This window comes from Salimicrobium salexigens, from assembly GCF_900156705.1.
GTDB lineage: Bacteria > Bacillota > Bacilli > Bacillales > Halobacillaceae > Salimicrobium > Salimicrobium album.
The window spans coordinates 23,695-38,953 of record NZ_FTOK01000014.1 but is presented as its reverse complement, the minus strand read 5'-3'; the positions used below and the strand labels follow the sequence as shown (position 1 = coordinate 38,953).

At 48.7% G+C, this 15,259-nt stretch carries 19 protein-coding genes and 1 rRNA gene; 19 read left to right on the top strand and 1 reads right to left on the bottom strand.

Annotated elements, in window-relative coordinates; translation table 11 throughout:
• The 11 genes from rrf to rsmI all read left to right on the top strand — a co-directional run.
• Nucleotides 1-95 (top strand): 5S ribosomal RNA (rrf, locus tag BW931_RS12560); the annotation flags it as partial.
• A gap of 153 nt (nt 96-248) precedes the next feature.
• Nucleotides 249-1,676 (top strand): aminotransferase class I/II-fold pyridoxal phosphate-dependent enzyme, encoded by a 1,428-nt coding sequence (locus BW931_RS12555; RefSeq protein WP_076572728.1) that lies wholly within the window; start codon nt 249-251, stop codon nt 1,674-1,676.
• A 6-nt stretch (nt 1,677-1,682) separates the two neighbouring features.
• Nucleotides 1,683-2,306 carry a dTMP kinase gene (gene tmk / locus BW931_RS12550; protein WP_076572726.1) on the top strand — a complete coding sequence of 208 codons (624 nt, stop codon included), beginning with the start codon at nt 1,683-1,685 and terminating at the stop codon, nt 2,304-2,306.
• Nucleotides 2,307-2,341: 35 nt separating this feature from the next.
• Nucleotides 2,342-2,671, top strand: coding sequence for a cyclic-di-AMP receptor (locus tag BW931_RS12545; protein ID WP_076572724.1), 330 nt, complete (start codon nt 2,342-2,344; stop codon nt 2,669-2,671).
• Between the two features lie 21 nt (nt 2,672-2,692).
• Nucleotides 2,693-3,133 (top strand): YaaR family protein, encoded by a 441-nt coding sequence (locus BW931_RS12540; RefSeq protein WP_076572722.1) that lies wholly within the window; start codon nt 2,693-2,695, stop codon nt 3,131-3,133.
• Between the two features lie 12 nt (nt 3,134-3,145).
• Entirely contained in the window at nt 3,146-4,135 is a 990-nt protein-coding gene (gene holB, locus BW931_RS12535) for a DNA polymerase III subunit delta' (RefSeq protein ID WP_076572720.1), read from the top strand.
• A gap of 6 nt (nt 4,136-4,141) precedes the next feature.
• Nucleotides 4,142-4,969 (top strand): PSP1 domain-containing protein, encoded by an 828-nt coding sequence (locus BW931_RS12530; RefSeq protein WP_008591339.1) that lies wholly within the window; start codon nt 4,142-4,144, stop codon nt 4,967-4,969.
• 16 nt (nt 4,970-4,985) lie between these two features.
• Nucleotides 4,986-5,327 (top strand): DNA replication initiation control protein YabA, encoded by a 342-nt coding sequence (gene yabA / locus BW931_RS12525; protein WP_040609641.1) that lies wholly within the window; start codon nt 4,986-4,988, stop codon nt 5,325-5,327.
• Between the two features lie 73 nt (nt 5,328-5,400).
• The gene (locus BW931_RS12520; RefSeq protein ID WP_076572717.1) at nt 5,401-6,141 is read left to right on the top strand and encodes a tRNA1(Val) (adenine(37)-N6)-methyltransferase; all 741 of its coding nucleotides are present in this window, start codon (nt 5,401-5,403) and stop codon (nt 6,139-6,141) included.
• Complete coding sequence (locus BW931_RS12515; RefSeq protein ID WP_076572715.1) at nt 6,134-6,391, top strand: GIY-YIG nuclease family protein; 258 nt, start codon at nt 6,134-6,136, stop codon at nt 6,389-6,391. The genes BW931_RS12520 and BW931_RS12515 overlap by 8 nt, the downstream gene beginning before the upstream one ends.
• Nucleotides 6,388-7,257 (top strand): 16S rRNA (cytidine(1402)-2'-O)-methyltransferase, encoded by an 870-nt coding sequence (rsmI, locus tag BW931_RS12510; protein WP_076572713.1) that lies wholly within the window; start codon nt 6,388-6,390, stop codon nt 7,255-7,257. Before BW931_RS12515 ends, rsmI begins: the two co-directional genes overlap by 4 nt.
• A gap of 76 nt (nt 7,258-7,333) precedes the next feature.
• On the opposite strand, the gene BW931_RS12505 is transcribed toward rsmI, so the two are convergent.
• Nucleotides 7,334-7,606 carry an AbrB/MazE/SpoVT family DNA-binding domain-containing protein gene (locus BW931_RS12505; RefSeq protein ID WP_008591350.1) on the bottom strand — a complete coding sequence of 91 codons (273 nt, stop codon included), beginning with the start codon at nt 7,604-7,606 and terminating at the stop codon, nt 7,334-7,336.
• Between the two features lie 276 nt (nt 7,607-7,882).
• Here BW931_RS12505 and metG point away from each other — a divergent pair, with 276 nt between their 5' ends.
• The 8 genes from metG (at nt 7,883) to purR (ending at nt 15,172) form a co-directional block, all read left to right on the top strand.
• Nucleotides 7,883-9,826, top strand: coding sequence for a methionine--tRNA ligase (metG, locus tag BW931_RS12500; RefSeq protein WP_076572710.1), 1,944 nt, complete (start codon nt 7,883-7,885; stop codon nt 9,824-9,826).
• Between the two features lie 201 nt (nt 9,827-10,027).
• Complete coding sequence (locus BW931_RS12495; protein WP_008591356.1) at nt 10,028-10,798, top strand: TatD family hydrolase; 771 nt, start codon at nt 10,028-10,030, stop codon at nt 10,796-10,798.
• A 144-nt stretch (nt 10,799-10,942) separates the two neighbouring features.
• A complete protein-coding gene (locus BW931_RS12490; RefSeq protein WP_008591358.1) occupies nt 10,943-11,197 on the top strand; it encodes a hypothetical protein in 255 nt (84 codons plus the stop codon).
• 189 nt (nt 11,198-11,386) lie between these two features.
• Nucleotides 11,387-11,950, top strand: coding sequence for a ribonuclease M5 (rnmV, locus tag BW931_RS12485; protein ID WP_076572708.1), 564 nt, complete (start codon nt 11,387-11,389; stop codon nt 11,948-11,950).
• Entirely contained in the window at nt 11,940-12,815 is an 876-nt protein-coding gene (rsmA, locus tag BW931_RS12480; protein ID WP_076572706.1) for a 16S rRNA (adenine(1518)-N(6)/adenine(1519)-N(6))-dimethyltransferase RsmA, read from the top strand. Before rnmV ends, rsmA begins: the two co-directional genes overlap by 11 nt.
• A 268-nt stretch (nt 12,816-13,083) precedes the next feature.
• Nucleotides 13,084-13,347, top strand: coding sequence for a biofilm formation stimulator Veg (gene veg / locus BW931_RS12475; RefSeq protein ID WP_008591368.1), 264 nt, complete (start codon nt 13,084-13,086; stop codon nt 13,345-13,347).
• A 77-nt stretch (nt 13,348-13,424) separates the two neighbouring features.
• Nucleotides 13,425-14,294 carry a 4-(cytidine 5'-diphospho)-2-C-methyl-D-erythritol kinase gene (gene ispE, locus BW931_RS12470; RefSeq protein ID WP_076572704.1) on the top strand — a complete coding sequence of 290 codons (870 nt, stop codon included), beginning with the start codon at nt 13,425-13,427 and terminating at the stop codon, nt 14,292-14,294.
• A gap of 59 nt (nt 14,295-14,353) precedes the next feature.
• Entirely contained in the window at nt 14,354-15,172 is an 819-nt protein-coding gene (gene purR / locus BW931_RS12465) for a pur operon repressor (protein ID WP_008591372.1), read from the top strand.
• Nucleotides 15,173-15,259 lie beyond the last annotated feature (87 nt).

Sequence of the window (15,259 nt, the reverse complement as noted above, 5' to 3'; positions counted from 1 at the left end):
GGTCACACCTGTTCCCATGCCGAACACAGAAGTTAAGTTCTTCCGCGCCGATGGTAGTCGGGGTTACCCCCCGCAAGAGTAGGGCGCTGCCACATTGTCAGAAGCCCAGAGGCCACCCCCTCTGGGCTTCTTTTGTATAGGTAAGACCCCGTCGCTTCGGAAAGGTAAGGGGAGACTGCTTTCTGCGTGTGTAGAAGGCAGTCTTTTTCTTTGTTATGATTAATGGAGAAAAGAAAGGGAGAGCACAAATGACTCGATATGAAAAAGCCCCTCTTTGGGAAGCTGTAAAGCAGTATCGCCAAGGAAAAGCCGGAAGCTATCATGTGCCTGGCCATAAAAACGGGACTATCTTTGATACGGAGGCCCAGGGAGTCTTCCGTGAGGTGCTGGAAATGGATGCGACAGAAATTCCGGGTCTTGATGATCTCCACTCCCCACGCGGAGCGATCAAGGAAGCAGAAGAACTGGCTCGTCTTTATTTTAAAAGTGAAAAGACCCGCTTTCTCGTGAATGGAAGTACTTCGGGAAATCTGGCTATGATTCTTGCGGTATGCCGGAGAGGAAGCTTCGTTCTTGTACAGAGGAACGCGCATAAATCCATACTCCACGGTATAGAACTGGCTGGGGCCAAGCCCGTGTTTTTGGCTCCGGAATGGGACGCGAGAACCGGAAAGTTCAGTAGCCTGACACCAGAAAGAGTGCGGGAAGGGTTGCGTCAATTTCCGGAGGCGGCGGCGGTCATTGTTACGTATCCGGATTATTTCGGTCACACGTTCAATCTTCCAGCGATAACCTCACTCGTACATGAAGCGGGAAAGCCGGTGCTCGTAGACGAGGCTCATGGCGTACACTTCTCTCTTCACCGTAACTTTCCTGATACTGCGCTTGCAGCGGGTGCGGACATAGTGGTGCAGTCTGCTCATAAAATGGCTCCCGCAATGACTATGGGAGCTTATTTACATACCCAGGGGTCGCTTGTACCGGGAGAACGTCTGACTTACATGCTCCAGATCGTACAGTCAAGCAGTCCCTCTTATCCCGTTATGGTAAGCCTGGATGTATGTCGGAGATATATGGCGATGTGGGAAGAGAACGGGCTGTTAACATTTCTCGATGAAGTAAGGGAAGAGCTGGACGCCTGCTGCGGCGAATGGGAGGTTCTGCCTGCGTCGCCACAGGATGATCCCCTGAAAGTGGAGTTGAAGCCGAGCAGAGTGGACGGGTTCACCCTCGCTTCCATGCTTGAAGAGCAGGGAATATATGCGGAGATGGCCACGAATACCGGGGTGCTTCTGACATTTGGGCTGGAACGTCCGGAAAGCTGGGAAAATGATAAGGCGGCCTTTTATGAAGTGGCACGCTTATTACAAAAACGGGAAAAGCATGATAAAATAATAGATAACAATATATCTTTTCCCCCGGTTCAACAGCTCGATGTACAGTATGAAGAGATGGAAGATCTGCATCAGGTCTCTCTTCCACTCGAAAAAGCAACGGGGCACATAGCTGCTGAAGCGGTCATCCCCTATCCGCCGGGCATTCCTCTTATCCTTAAAGGAGAGAGGATCAGGCAGGAGCAGGTGGAACACATTCGCACGCTCATAGAGAATAGAGCAGTATTTCAAAATGAAAACATAGAAAAAGCAGTAACTATATTTCAGGAAGAATGGTCGTGACTAGGTATGTTCATTACATTTGAAGGAGGCGAAGGAGCCGGAAAAACGACGGTCCTCAAGCTTCTTCACGAAGAGTTCGAAAATCAGGGGTATGACGTGCTCGCAACGAGAGAGCCGGGAGGGATCCGGATATCCGAAAAAATACGTGATGTCATCCTCGATCCCGTCCACAGGGAAATGGATGCAAAGACAGAGGCGCTTCTTTATGCCGCTGCCAGGCGTCAGCATCTGACGGAAAAAGTGATTCCTGCCCTGAAAGAAGGTAAAATCGTCCTTTGTGACCGTTTCGTCGATTCAAGTCTCGTATATCAGGGGGTAGGACGCGGGCTCGGCATTTCCGAAGTAATGGCAATCAATGAATTCGCCATAGAAGAGTGGATGCCGGATGTCACCCTGTTTTTTGATATCACCCCGGAACGCGGGCTTGCGAGAATCGATGCCAATGATACGAGAGAGAAGAATCGGCTTGACCTCGAAGACATCGAGTTCCATCGGACAGTATATGAAGCTTATCTCGAACTCGTCGCAAGGTACCCGGACAGGGTGGAGAGGATCGATGCCGATCAGTCTCTTGAAAAAGTGACCGAAGAAGCCCGTCAGGCTCTGCGTCGACACACGAACAGACAGTGATTTATTTCTACTAAAAAATATGAGGAGGCAGAACGATGAAGTTGATTATGGCGATTGTACAGGACAAGGATATGAACCGGCTGACAGACGCCCTTTCGGAACACGATTATAAATCTACGAAACTGGCTACCCGGGGCGGATTTCTCAAAGAGGGGAACACGACGCTTATGATCGGAGTGGATGACGGGCAGGTGGACCACGTGCTTGAAATCATCGAAGAGAACTGTTCAAAACGGGATCAGATGGTAGCGCCGATCTCCCCGATGGGAGGGAACGCGGACTCCTACATTCCGAAACCGGTGAAGGTGGAAGTGGGAGGAGCTAACGTATTCGTTCTTCCCGTCGAATCGTTTTTCCACTTTTAAATTGAGTGAGGGAGCGCTTTTATGAAAATAAGTCAGGATATGCGCGTTCAGATGGAAACGCAGTATAAGCAGGATGCGCGGACGGGAGCGAAAGCCCGGTCTTTCGAGTCACTGATACGTACAGAGACAGGTCAGCTGCAGAAAGAGCAGCTGAACCGGCTGCTGGCGGGAATCTCCGCCCAGGGAGAAAGACTCGCCCGCGATCGTTCCTTCCGGGAACTTGCCAAATATAAAAAAATGATCAGGGAGTTCGTGAAAGAATCCGTACAGTACGGAATGAATCTGAAGCATTCGCACAGCTGGAGCCGGTCCGGTCAGAACCGGAAGCTGACGATTGTGGAAGAAGTGGATGAGAAGCTTGCTGAACTGACGGAAGCCGTGATGACCCGGGAAGACAGTAAAATGGATCTTTTAGGCCTGATCGGTGAAATAAAGGGTCTGTTAATCAATTTATATACGTAAGGGCGGACAGAGATGGAACGTTGGAGCCAACTGAAAGAAACGCAGCCGCTTGCGGCACAGATGCTTATAAACAGTTATGATAAAGACAGAATGGCGCATGCCTATCTTTTTTACGGCCATCGGGGGACCGGGAAGCGTGAAGCGGCCCGTCTCCTGGCAAAAACGCTTTTCTGTCCGTATACCGCAGATACAGAACCGTGTCAGGAATGCCGGGAGTGCCGGCGCATCGACTCCGGGAATCACCCCGACCTGCACTGGATCATACCGGACGGAGCCTCGATCAAAAAAGAACAGATTCTCGAACTGCAGAAAGAATTCACGTATACAGGGCTTGAATCCGATCGAAAAATCTACGTTGTGGAGTCCGCCGATTTAATGACGGTCAACGCTTCGAATCGTCTGCTGAAATTCCTGGAAGAACCGGGAAGGGATACTACGGCGATTCTCCTGACGGAAAACAGTGAAGCGATTTTGCAGACCATCCGTTCGAGGTGTCAGCAGATCGCCTTCCAGCCTCTGAATCATGAAAGAATGAGGAATTATCTGATGGAGGATGGCATTTCGAAGTCAAACGCTTTCCTTTTGAGCGAACTGACGAATAACGCGGAAGAAGCGAAGGAAATGCTTGAGGGAGACTGGTTTGCCAATGCTCGAAAATTAGTGATACAATTGACGGAAGTACTTCAATCGAAACCGAATGAAGCACTATTGTTTGTCAATCATCAGTGGATGCCTCATTTTTCCGAAAAGGATACGCTTCAGCGCGGTCTGGACGTCCTCATGCTATGGTATAAGGACATTCTTCACGAACACCTCGCTCGTGAAGAAGCTGTCGTATTCATTCAGGAACAGGAGAAGAGAGAACAGGCGATGATGCGGTGGTCCCGTGCACAAGTCACCTCCTGTATGTCCGGAATTATGGAGGCGAAACGTCACATACACCAGAACGTTCACCCCACACTCGTGATGGAACAACTTACACTTCAATTGCAAAGGTGTTGATCCGTAATGGTCGAAGTAGTAGGTGTGCGCTTTAAGCAGGCAGGAAAAGTTTATTTTTTCGCTCCTGGTAACTTGAAGTTGACGACGAGTGATTACGTCATTGTCGAAACGGTGAGAGGCATTGAGTTTGCGAAAGTCGCCATCTCCAACCGCACGGTAGACGAAGAAGATGTAGTTCTTCCGTTAAAACAAGTCATCCGGGAAGCTGACGAGAAGGATAAGCTCACTGTCCAGGAGAATAAAGTCCAAGCACAGGAAGCCTATGATACATGTGAGAAGAAGATTAAGGAACATAAGCTGGATATGAATCTGGTGGAAGTTGAATATACATTTGATCGCAATAAAGTGATCTTTTATTTTACAGCGGATGGACGGGTGGATTTTCGAAATCTCGTCAAAGACCTCGCCTCCGTTTTCCGTACGCGCATCGAACTGCGTCAAATCGGAGTAAGAGATGAAGCGAAAATGCTCGGAGGCATCGGCCCATGCGGTCGTATGCTGTGCTGTTCCACGTTTCTCGGGGACTTCGAGCCCGTTTCCATAAAAATGGCGAAAGACCAGAACCTCTCCCTGAATCCGGCTAAAATTTCCGGTCTCTGCGGGCGTCTGATGTGCTGTCTGAAATACGAAAACGACGACTACGAAGAGGCGAAACGCGTCTTGCCGGACCTCGGAGAACGTATTTCCACGTCTCTCGGCGACGGGAAGGTCGTAGGGCTGAATATGCTTGAGCGTGTTGTACAGATTGAGTTCAAAGATCAGGAAAATGCTTTGGAGTACTCCCTTCAGGAACTGATAGATGAAGGAGTGCTTGAAACAAATGGTGCAGAGTAGCAAGGAGAGAGGGACACTGAATAAGAAAAATGTGATTGAAAAGTTCACTCATTTGGAATCACAGATCGGGGATCTTCACCAACAGCTTGGGGACCTGAAGGAGCAGCTGGCTATGCTGATTGAAGAGAACCAGCATCTCTCTATCGAAAACCATCATCTGCGGCAGCGTCTCGATCGGGAAAATGCCGAAAGAGAAGCGGCAGAGGGAGGCGGTGTGCCTGTCCGGCCCGTAGTCGGAGAAGGCTACGACAATTTAGCCCGTCTTTACGAAGAAGGCTTTCACATATGTAATCTGCATTTCGGAAGCCCAAGAGACGAAGATTGTCTGTTCTGTCTCTCTTTCTTAAACCGCAGTTAGTTATTTCGGGACTCCCCTGGGTGCAGGGGGGTCCTCTTTTCTTTATTCATACCAGGCGGGAGGAAACGGGAACGTGGTTCACTTATACGAAGACGAAAGAATAGATTATCTGCTTGCAGAAGAAAACAGAAGAATTATACAGAGCCCGAGCGTATTCGCATTCTCTCTGGATGCCGCTTTTCTGGCGAGATTCGCCTCTCTGCCGCGGACGAGAGGGAAGATTCTTGATTTATGTACCGGAAACGGGGTACTGCCCCTCTTTTTCCTTAACCACTCCAACGTACCGATCACCGGCGTGGAAATCCAGGAGAGGCTGTATGATATGGCCGTCCGGAATGTAGAGCTGAACGGAGCGGCAGAACAGGTGTCCATGATCCACGGAGATCTGAGGGAGATGCCGGCTTATTTCAAAAATGATAAATTCGATCTTGTAACCGTGAATCCGCCGTACTTCAAGACGACGGATGGCGTGATGAGGAATGAAAATGAACATTTGAAGATCGCACGTCACGAAGTCGCCTGTACGCTTGAAGAAGTGGTGGAAGCATCCTCCCGACTGGCAAAATCCGGCGGGAAAGTAGCGATGGTCCACCGGCCCGAACGTTTCGTCGAAATCATTGAGGCGTTCCGCAAGCATAAGCTGGAACCGAAGCGGGTCCGTTTCGTTTATCCGAATGCGAAAAAAGAAGCGAATATGCTGCTGATCGAAGGGGTAAGGGACGGGAAGCCGGGGCTCGGCATTCTGCCCCCTCTCTATGTATATGAGGAAGACGGTGGCTACACACAAGAAGCGGCACAGATGCTGTATGGATGAGCACATCGTTTATGTCCTCAAGTGCCGGGACGACACGTTGTATACAGGATACACGAACAACCTGCCTGCACGTCTGAAAAAACATGAAGCAGGACAGGGAGCGAAGTATACGAGAGGCAGAGCTCCTTTTGAAGTCGTCTATACGAAAATATTTTCGACGAAAAGCGAGGCCCTCCGGGAAGAATACAAAATTAAAAAACTGTCCCGCACAGCCAAGGAAAAGCTTATACAGGGAGTGGATGAAGGATGAAGACGCAAAAAAGTTTCCGGGGACATAAGGAGGAAGGTACGCTGTACATCGTCCCCACGCCGATCGGGAATCTGGAGGATATGACGTACCGGGCCGTGCATACGTTACAGTCGGTCGATAAGATTGCAGCGGAAGATACCCGCAACACGAAGAAATTGACCCGGCACTATGATATTGACACTCCACTGATCAGTTACCACGAACATAACCGGAAAAGCCGGGCGGAGGAACTGATCGCCTGGCTCGGAGACGGCCTTTCCGTAGCGCTGGTCAGTGATGCCGGAATGCCGGGGATTTCCGATCCCGGGGAGGAAATCATAAATCAGGCGGTGGCAGAAGATATTCCGGTCGTCGTACTTCCCGGTGCCAACGCGGCACTCGTCGCTCTGGTCGGTTCGGGACTGCCGGCGGAACACTTCTTTTACTACGGATTTTTACCCCGGAAAAAGAAGGACAGAGTGAAGGAACTGGAAACGTGGAAGAACTTTCCGGAAACGATGGTATTTTATGAATCTCCGCACCGTCTGAAACAGATGACGCAGGATTTATACGAGGTATTCGGTGACCGTCGCGTTTCTTTTGCCCGCGAACTGACGAAACAGTATGAAGAGTTTCTGCGGGGAGATCTTTCCGACGTCCTCACCTGGGTGGAGGAAACGGAGCTGAAAGGCGAGTTCTGTATCGTGGTCGAAGGAGGCGAAGAGGAAGAGAAATCATTCTGGTGGGATTCGCTCACTCTGGAGGAACACGTCGGATCTTACGTGGAGGAAGGACTGAGGGATAAAGAAGCCGTCAAAAAAGTAGCGGTGGAGCGCGGTCTGCCGAAACGTGAAGTATACCGGGCGTACCATGTGGAAGAGGATTAAAGAATAAAAAAGAAGCACTTTTACCTTCTCTCTCTGTTGGTAAAAGTGCTTACTTTTTTAAAAAGAGGTCGAAATATCAGAATTTGCTCTGAATTTCTTTGACCAGCTGTTCGGCGCCTTCTTTACTGAGAACCAGATTGCCGCCTGCAAGCTTAATGTTGTCATCAGCCACTTCCCCGGTGACCTGACAAGCCATGGATGGCTGATATTTCTTAAGAACGATGCGGTCGTCGTCTACGTATATTTCCAACGCATCTTTCTCATTGATGTCCAGGGTACGGCGTAATTCGATAGGAATAACGACGCGTCCCAGTTCGTCCACTTTACGGACGATTCCAGTAGATTTCATAGTGTTTCTCTCCCCTTACTTCAAAAGTTAGTCGTCTGATTTCGACGATGGTTCGGAATTATAGTACCAAAGTTTGCCAATCATGTCAATTAGCATGTTCTAAATAACGAAAAAACTTTTACATATCTGTATACGGGTGTCTATACCTGTTTCGAGAAGGGAGTCTTCCCCCTGCACAAACCCCGATTTTTTGACAGGACGGACCTATTTTCGGTATATTTTAAAGTTAGGAATGACTATTTATAAGAAGTCTCGTAATCATAAGGAGGGGCCTGTATGCCTGAGGAGAAAAATACATTTTATATTACGACACCGATTTATTACCCGAGCGGCAATCTTCATATCGGACACGCTTATACAACCGTAGCCGGGGATGCGATGGCCCGCTACAAACGACTGCGCGGATATGACGTGATGTATCTGACCGGGACGGATGAACACGGCCAGAAAATTCAGCGTAAAGCCGAAGAAAAGGGAGTAAGCCCGATTGAGTATGTGGATGAAATCGTGGGCGGTATTCAGGATCTATGGAAGAAACTTGATATCTCTTACGATGATTTCATCAGAACTACCGAGGAGCGGCATAAGCAGGTAGTAGCTAAAATTTTCGATTACCTCATGAAAAAAGGGGATATCTACCTCGGGGAGTACGAAGGATGGTACTGTACTTCCTGTGAGTCCTTCTTCACGGAACGTCAGCTTGATGAAGCGCACTGTCCGGATTGCGGCGCTCCGGTTGAGAAAGTGAAAGAAGAATCCTATTTCTTTGAGATGAGCAAGTATGCCGATCGCCTTCTTAAGTTCTATGAAGACAACCCGAAATTCATCCAGCCGGAAAGCCGGAAAAACGAAATGATCAATAACTTCATTAAACCGGGGCTTGAAGATCTCGCTATTTCCCGTACTACGTTCGACTGGGGTATCGGGGTACCGGGCAATGAGAAACACGTAATTTACGTGTGGATCGATGCGCTCAGTAACTACATTACGGCCCTTGGGTACGATACGGATGATGACGAGCAATTCCGCAAGTACTGGCCTGCCGATGTACAGCTGGTTGGTAAGGAAATCGTCCGTTTCCATACGATCTATTGGCCGATCATGCTTATGGCTCTCGATCTTCCTCTTCCAAAACAGGTGTTTGCGCACGGCTGGATTCTGATGAAGGATGGAAAGATGTCGAAATCCAAAGGAAACGTCGTGGACCCTGTCCAGCTCAGTGACAGATACGGTCTTGATGCACTCCGCTACTATCTTCTCCGCGAAGTGCCGTTCGGGTCGGACGGAGTGTTTACACCGGAAGCTTTCGTTGAGCGTACGAATTACGATCTGGCCAACGACCTCGGTAACCTGCTGAACCGTACGGTCGCCATGATCAACAAGTATTTCGACGGACGGATCCCTGCGCTTGTACCGGGAGAGACCGGCCTGGAGGAAGATCTTGAACGAATGGCCATGGAGACGAAGACGAACGTGGAGGAGAGCCTGGAACAGATGGAATTCTCCGTGGCCCTCGGTGAACTTTGGAAATTTATAAGCCGTACGAATAAATATATCGACGAAACGACTCCGTGGATTCTTGCAAAAGACGAGGATCAGAGGGAACGTCTCGGTAACGTGATGGCCCACCTGGCAGCTTCGCTGCGTCATATCGGCATTATGCTTCGTCCGTTTATGACGAACACGCCGGAGCGTATGTTTGAGCAGCTTGGCCTCACAGATCCTGCCGGGAAAGAATGGAAGACACTTGATGATTTCAATTACATCAGCGAAGGGACGGAAGTTCAAAAAGCGGAACCGATTTTCCCGAGACTGGATGTGGAGGAAGAGACTCAAATCATCAAGGATATGATGAGGAAACCTTCGGCAGGACCGGAAAAGCCCGAGGATTTGCCGGAAGTTACCATTGATGACTTTCAGCAGCTCGACTTCCGTGTAGCCGAAGTGAAAAAAGCGGTTCCTGTTAAAAAGGCGAACAAACTGCTGAAAATTCAGCTTGATCTCGGGTATGAAGAACGCCAGGTCGTATCGGGGATTGCCGAATATTACAGCCCGGAAGATCTCAAAGGTCGCAAGGTTATATGTATTCGTAACCTGAAACCTGTGAAACTTCGCGGAGAACTGTCGGAAGGTATGATTCTTGCCGGAGAAGACGAGTCCGGTAATTTGTCACTCGCTTCCGTCGATCAGACGCTGGCAAACGGAGCCAAAGTAACCTGAGAAAACGTTCGGGATAAAACAGATAACGGGAAGCGGATGTTCCCGCCGGTTTCCGGATTTTTTGAAGAACAGCACGGAGACTCCTGAGGCGTCGGCACAAGTTGAGGCCGGGCCCGTGGGAGGCGACGTGCTGTTCTTTTGTTATCTTTTTGTTTTGCCCCTGAATCTTTGTCATGAATATCCGGAAGGAGGAAACACAATATGTTGTTCGATACACACGTACACCTGAACGCCGATCAGTTTGAGGAAGACCGGGACGAAACGATACGCCGGGCCCGGGAAGCGGGTGTTGAATATATGACAGTCGTCGGATTTGACCGGAAAACGATTCCGAAAGCTCTGGAAATAGCGGAGAGCGATGAGAACATTTACGCCGCTGTCGGCTGGCACCCGGTGGATGCTGTCGATATGACGGAAGAAGATCTCGAATGGATTGAGAGTCTTGCGGACCACCCGAAAGTAGTGGCGATCGGTGAAATGGGTCTTGATTATCACTGGGATAAATCACCGGAAGACGTACAGAAAGAAGTGTTTAAAAAACAGATTGCTCTTGCGAAACGGGTGAATCTGCCGATTATCATCCATAACCGGGAGGCGACAGAAGATATCATCGAAGTTCTCGAGCAGGAAAATGCAGAGGATGTTGGCGGTATTATGCACTGTTACAACGGTCCCGTAGAATATGCGGAGCGTGCGATAGACATGAACTTTATGATCTCTCTCGGAGGCCCGGTCACGTTCAAAAACGCTACGCTCCCGAAAGAAGTGGCAAAAGCTGTAGACATGAAACATCTGCTCGTGGAAACGGATGCCCCTTTCCTTGCTCCTCATCCGAATCGCGGCAAAAGGAATGAACCTGCGTGGGTGAAGCTGGTCGCCGAACAGATTGCGGAGTTGAAAGAGTTATCTTATGAGGAAGTAGCGGAAACGACTACGGAGAATGCGAAAAAGTTTTTTGGTATTCAGTCGTAACTACTTTACTTCCAATGGAGAAAACACAACATAACAGGTTTAATAACATATCAATTTTCGTATAGATTGGTATGTTATTTTTCAATAAATCATGCCACTCTGGTTAGAAATTTCTATTATAGTTTCGGATGGGGGCAGGCTTAAATGAAGAAAACCTTCGAAGTTACATACGAAGGGCACCACATTCAGGTAGTGAATACATGGTTTAATGGGGAAAGATTATATGTTGATGGTACATTGCAGGACGAACAGGTCGGTTTTACCCTGCGAGGGATTTTGACCGGGAGTTTAAAGCGCAGTAATGGATGTACAGAAAATATTAAAGTAAGTATCGGTGGTATGTTCACAGTACGTTGCAGGATATTCGTCGATAATGTTTTGATTTATCCTGAAAATTAACGGACATATAATACAAAACGCCTGAATAGAGTTTTTATCTCTAAACAGGCGTTTTTGTGTATTCAGTTTCTTTTTGAGGAAGGATAGTAAATCCCACTCTACTGGTTCGAGCTGCTGATTTTGCCTGTGCTTTTTCTGAGGGGTCACACGTGGTATGCTTACAGAAGCAAATGAACGGAGGGGCCTGAGGTGAAAGTTAAAGAAATAATCGTCGTCGAAGGTAAAGATGATACACAAAAAATCAAACAGGCGGTCGTGGCCGATACGATTGAAACGAATGGCTCGGCGATTGGTGATGACGTCCTGGAGAGAATCAGACATGCATACGAAAAGCGCGGGGTCATCATTTTTACGGATCCGGATTATCCGGGAAAACGGATCCGACATATCGTCTCCGAACACGTACCGGGCTGCAAGCACGCGTTTCTGCCGAAGCATACGGCTATTGCCAAACATGACAAAGGGATAGGAGTGGAACATGCGTCGGCAGAGCATATAAGGGAAGCGTTGTCCGCCGTTTATGAAGTGACAGAAGAAGAGGATGACCATTTGGAGAAAGCCGACCTTCTGCCCTACGGTCTGGTCGGAGGACCCGGTGCCAGTGCCCGGCGGGAAAAACTGGGGGAACGCCTTTACATTGGTCATACGAACGCGAAGCAGCTGGTGCGTCGTTTGAATATGTTCCGGATTACTAAAGAGGAAGTGGAACAGGTCATGAGAGAAATTATTCAGGAGGAGAAAGATGAACAATAAAGCGATAGCGACACCAGGTCGCACGAAAGACATTTTAGCCAAAGCCGGGTTTTCCTTTAAGAAGAGTCTGGGACAGAACTTTCTCGTAGATGTTAATATTTTAAAAAATATGCTCCGCCATGCCGGGATCAGTGAGAATACAGCAGCTATTGAAATTGGCCCCGGCATAGGGGCGCTGACCGAACAGCTGGCTCTCCATGCAGGTTCTGTCACGGCTTTTGAAATCGATCAGCGGCTGGTACCTATTCTCGAGGAGGAACTGTCATCTTTCGAGAACGCCACAATTATCAATGAAGATATTCTGAAAGCGGATATAGACCAGGTCGTTCGCGAGCTTGCCCGTGATCATGAAGAAGTGAGAGTGGTTGCGAACCTCCCTTATTACATCACTACTCCTATCCTGATGAGATTGCTGATGGACCGTCTTCCGTTCCAGAGCATTACGGTAATGATTCAGAAGGAAGTAGCCGAGCGGATGGCCGCCTCTCCGGGCACAAAAAGCTACGGTTCGCTGTCGATCGCTGTGCAGTATTACACGGAAGCGAGCATACCGATGATGGTGCCGAAGTCTGTATTCATGCCCCAGCCGAACGTGGATTCCGCTGTACTTCATCTGGAAAAGCGTGTGGAACCGCCTGTCAACGTGCAGGATGAAGATTTCTTCTTTGAAATAGTGAGAGCCTCTTTTAAACAGAGGAGAAAGACGCTTATCAATAATCTCGGTAGTTTCTTCAAAGGGTCACTTGAAAAGAGTGAGATCAGGGAACGTATGGAGGGCTCGGGTATCGACCCCGGTCGCCGGGGGGAGTCGCTTTCGATGGAAGAGTTCGCGAAACTGGCGGATGTTTTCCATAAGGTAAAGTAAGCCTCCTGCTTACGCCAGCGCTTCTACCCGGAAGTTTCCGCTTTTCTTTGTCCAGCTCCGCCATTCAGAAGTCCGTAAGATAAGCTGGCCCCCCTGTTTCGGGCCAGAGCACCCGAAGCCCGGAGTACCTGCTTATCTTAGAACTTCTAAGCGAATGGCTCCGCTTTTCTTTGTGATTGACATTCTTTATTGAATATTGCTATAATATATCACTTATTTGACTATTTCCAATGTGTGTGATACATTTGTTTTAGTGAGGTGGAGTCTAGTGGCTAAAACATTGGGAGAAATCAAGCAAACGCTAGAAGAACAGATCGGAAACCGACTTACATTGAAAGCTAATGGAGGTCGACGCAAAACGATTGAACGTACAGGGACGCTTTCCGATACGTACCCTTCCGTTTTTATCGTGGAATTGGATCCCGAAGAGAATTCTTACGAGAGAGTCTCTTACAGTTACGCGGATGTTTTGACCGAAACCGTGGAACTCAACTTCGAAGAACAACCATCAGTTGCCGTAGCAGAGCAGTAAACATTTCGTTTGCTGCTTTTTGTTTTGTCTTTTTATGGTACAATGCGGTCATACTATACGTTTAAGTGGGTGTTGGTATGTATATAATGGAGAAAGCGCCGGCGAAAATAAATTTATCGCTCGACGTGCTACATAAAAGAAAAGACGGTTTCCACGAAGTGGAGATGGTGATGACTACGATAGACCTTGCCGACCGTATTGAACTGACCAGCCTGAAAAAGAATAAAATTGTTCTGGAAGCCGAAAGCAGATACGTCCCCAATGATGAGCGTAATCTTGCCTACCTGGCAGCGAAGAAAATGAAGAAGCATTATTCCATCACTGGCGGTGTCCATATCAAATTGACGAAACACGTTCCCGTGGCTGCAGGACTGGCAGGAGGAAGCAGTGATGCAGCTGCCGTATTAAGAGGGATGGCGCGGCTGTTTGACCTGGATACAACTCCCGGTGAACTTGCGGAAATCGGAGCAGAAATCGGATCGGACGTTTCTTTTTGCGTCCACGGGGGCACGGCCCTCGCTACCGGTCGGGGAGAAAAAATCGAGGAGCTCCCCGCACCTCCTCCGTGCTGGGTCGTACTTGCCAAACCGCCTATCGGCGTATCTACGAAAACCATTTATCAGGCCCTGGACATAAAAGAGGCCGGGCACCCGGACACCTCTTCCATGGTGGAAGCCCTGCGGACAGGAGATTATGAAAAGATGTGCCAGAGCGTAGGTAATACGCTGGAGGGGGTCACCGTGCGACTTTATCCTGAAGTAGCCCAGCTGAAAGAACATATGCTGCAGGCCGGAGCGGATACGTCCCTGATGAGCGGGAGCGGTCCGACCGTGTTTTCCCTGGTGGAGCCGGATGTAAAAGCCAGAAGGATCTGTAACCATCTGAAAGGGTTTTGTGATGAAGTGTATATGGTGAGAGTCCTTGGAACGAAGGAAACTCTTGATTAAAACCGTATATTTTTGTTATATTTAAATAAAATATTCGGTTTTAAGAGGAGTTTCTGTATATGAAAAGAAGTAAACGTTTAGTTTCTATGACCCGTTACATTATTGAACATCCTTACACCCTGATCTCCCTCCCCTTTTTCGTGGAAAAGTTCGGTTCCGCCAAATCTTCGATCAGTGAAGATCTCGGAATCATTGATGAACGGTTCCAGGAGGAAGGGACGGGGTACCTGGCATCGGTGGCGGGGGCTTCCGGCGGGGTGAAATATATCCCGGCCTACTCGCAGAGCTATGGGACTCCGTTTGTCGAACAACTCTGTGAGAAGCTTTCGGATACAGGCCGCCTTCTTCCGGGAGGTTACCTGTTTATGAGTGATCTCCTCGGAGACCCGCGGACGGTGAATGACATTGGAAAAATGTTCGCTTCTGTGTTCGTCGACCGGGAAATAGATGCGGTAATGACTGTAGCAACGAAAGGGATCCCTCTTGCTTATGCGGTAGCCGCTCATTTAAACGTTCCGGTGGTCATCGCGAGAAGAGACCCGAAAGTTACGGAAGGGTCGACCGTAAGTATTAACTACGTGTCGGGCTCCACCAGAAAAATCCAGACAATGGTGCTGACGAAGCGTTCGCTTAGTCCCGGATCCAATGTATGTATCATCGATGATTTTATGAAAGCAGGCGGCACGATTAACGGTATGAAGAATCTGCTGAAAGAATTCGATGCGCAAGTTGCAGGTATCGGAGTGCTGGCGGAAGCGGAAGACGAAGAGGAAGAACGTGTCGTCGATGACTATGTATCACTGTTGCGCATTCTTCACGCCGATGACCGCACGAAAGAAATTGAAGTGGAAGCCGGTAATCTTCTCGGAAGGCTTTAAGAAAACTTTATTAGAAATAGAGAAAAAATTTTCTGAATAAAGCAGGAAACTTTGTGACAGAGTAGAAATAATATAACAGGCTCTATA

What these genes read in the sequence shown, in the direction of transcription:
- BW931_RS12555 (WP_076572728.1), top strand. Translation starts at nt 249, where the DNA reads ATGACTCGATATGAAAAAGCCCCTCTTTGGGAAGCTGTAAAGCAGTAT.
- tmk (WP_076572726.1), top strand. Translation starts at nt 1,683, where the DNA reads ATGTTCATTACATTTGAAGGAGGCGAAGGAGCCGGAAAAACGACGGTC.
- BW931_RS12545 (WP_076572724.1), top strand. Translation starts at nt 2,342, where the DNA reads ATGAAGTTGATTATGGCGATTGTACAGGACAAGGATATGAACCGGCTG.
- BW931_RS12540 (WP_076572722.1), top strand. Translation starts at nt 2,693, where the DNA reads ATGAAAATAAGTCAGGATATGCGCGTTCAGATGGAAACGCAGTATAAG.
- holB (WP_076572720.1), top strand. Translation starts at nt 3,146, where the DNA reads ATGGAACGTTGGAGCCAACTGAAAGAAACGCAGCCGCTTGCGGCACAG.
- BW931_RS12530 (WP_008591339.1), top strand. Translation starts at nt 4,142, where the DNA reads ATGGTCGAAGTAGTAGGTGTGCGCTTTAAGCAGGCAGGAAAAGTTTAT.
- BW931_RS12515 (WP_076572715.1), top strand. Translation starts at nt 6,134, where the DNA reads ATGGATGAGCACATCGTTTATGTCCTCAAGTGCCGGGACGACACGTTG.
- rsmI (WP_076572713.1), top strand. Translation starts at nt 6,388, where the DNA reads ATGAAGACGCAAAAAAGTTTCCGGGGACATAAGGAGGAAGGTACGCTG.
- BW931_RS12505 (WP_008591350.1), bottom strand. Translation starts at nt 7,606, where the DNA reads ATGAAATCTACTGGAATCGTCCGTAAAGTGGACGAACTGGGACGCGTC.
- metG (WP_076572710.1), top strand. Translation starts at nt 7,883, where the DNA reads ATGCCTGAGGAGAAAAATACATTTTATATTACGACACCGATTTATTAC.
- BW931_RS12495 (WP_008591356.1), top strand. Translation starts at nt 10,028, where the DNA reads ATGTTGTTCGATACACACGTACACCTGAACGCCGATCAGTTTGAGGAA.
- BW931_RS12490 (WP_008591358.1), top strand. Translation starts at nt 10,943, where the DNA reads ATGAAGAAAACCTTCGAAGTTACATACGAAGGGCACCACATTCAGGTA.
- rsmA (WP_076572706.1), top strand. Translation starts at nt 11,940, where the DNA reads ATGAACAATAAAGCGATAGCGACACCAGGTCGCACGAAAGACATTTTA.
- ispE (WP_076572704.1), top strand. Translation starts at nt 13,425, where the DNA reads ATGTATATAATGGAGAAAGCGCCGGCGAAAATAAATTTATCGCTCGAC.
- purR (WP_008591372.1), top strand. Translation starts at nt 14,354, where the DNA reads ATGAAAAGAAGTAAACGTTTAGTTTCTATGACCCGTTACATTATTGAA.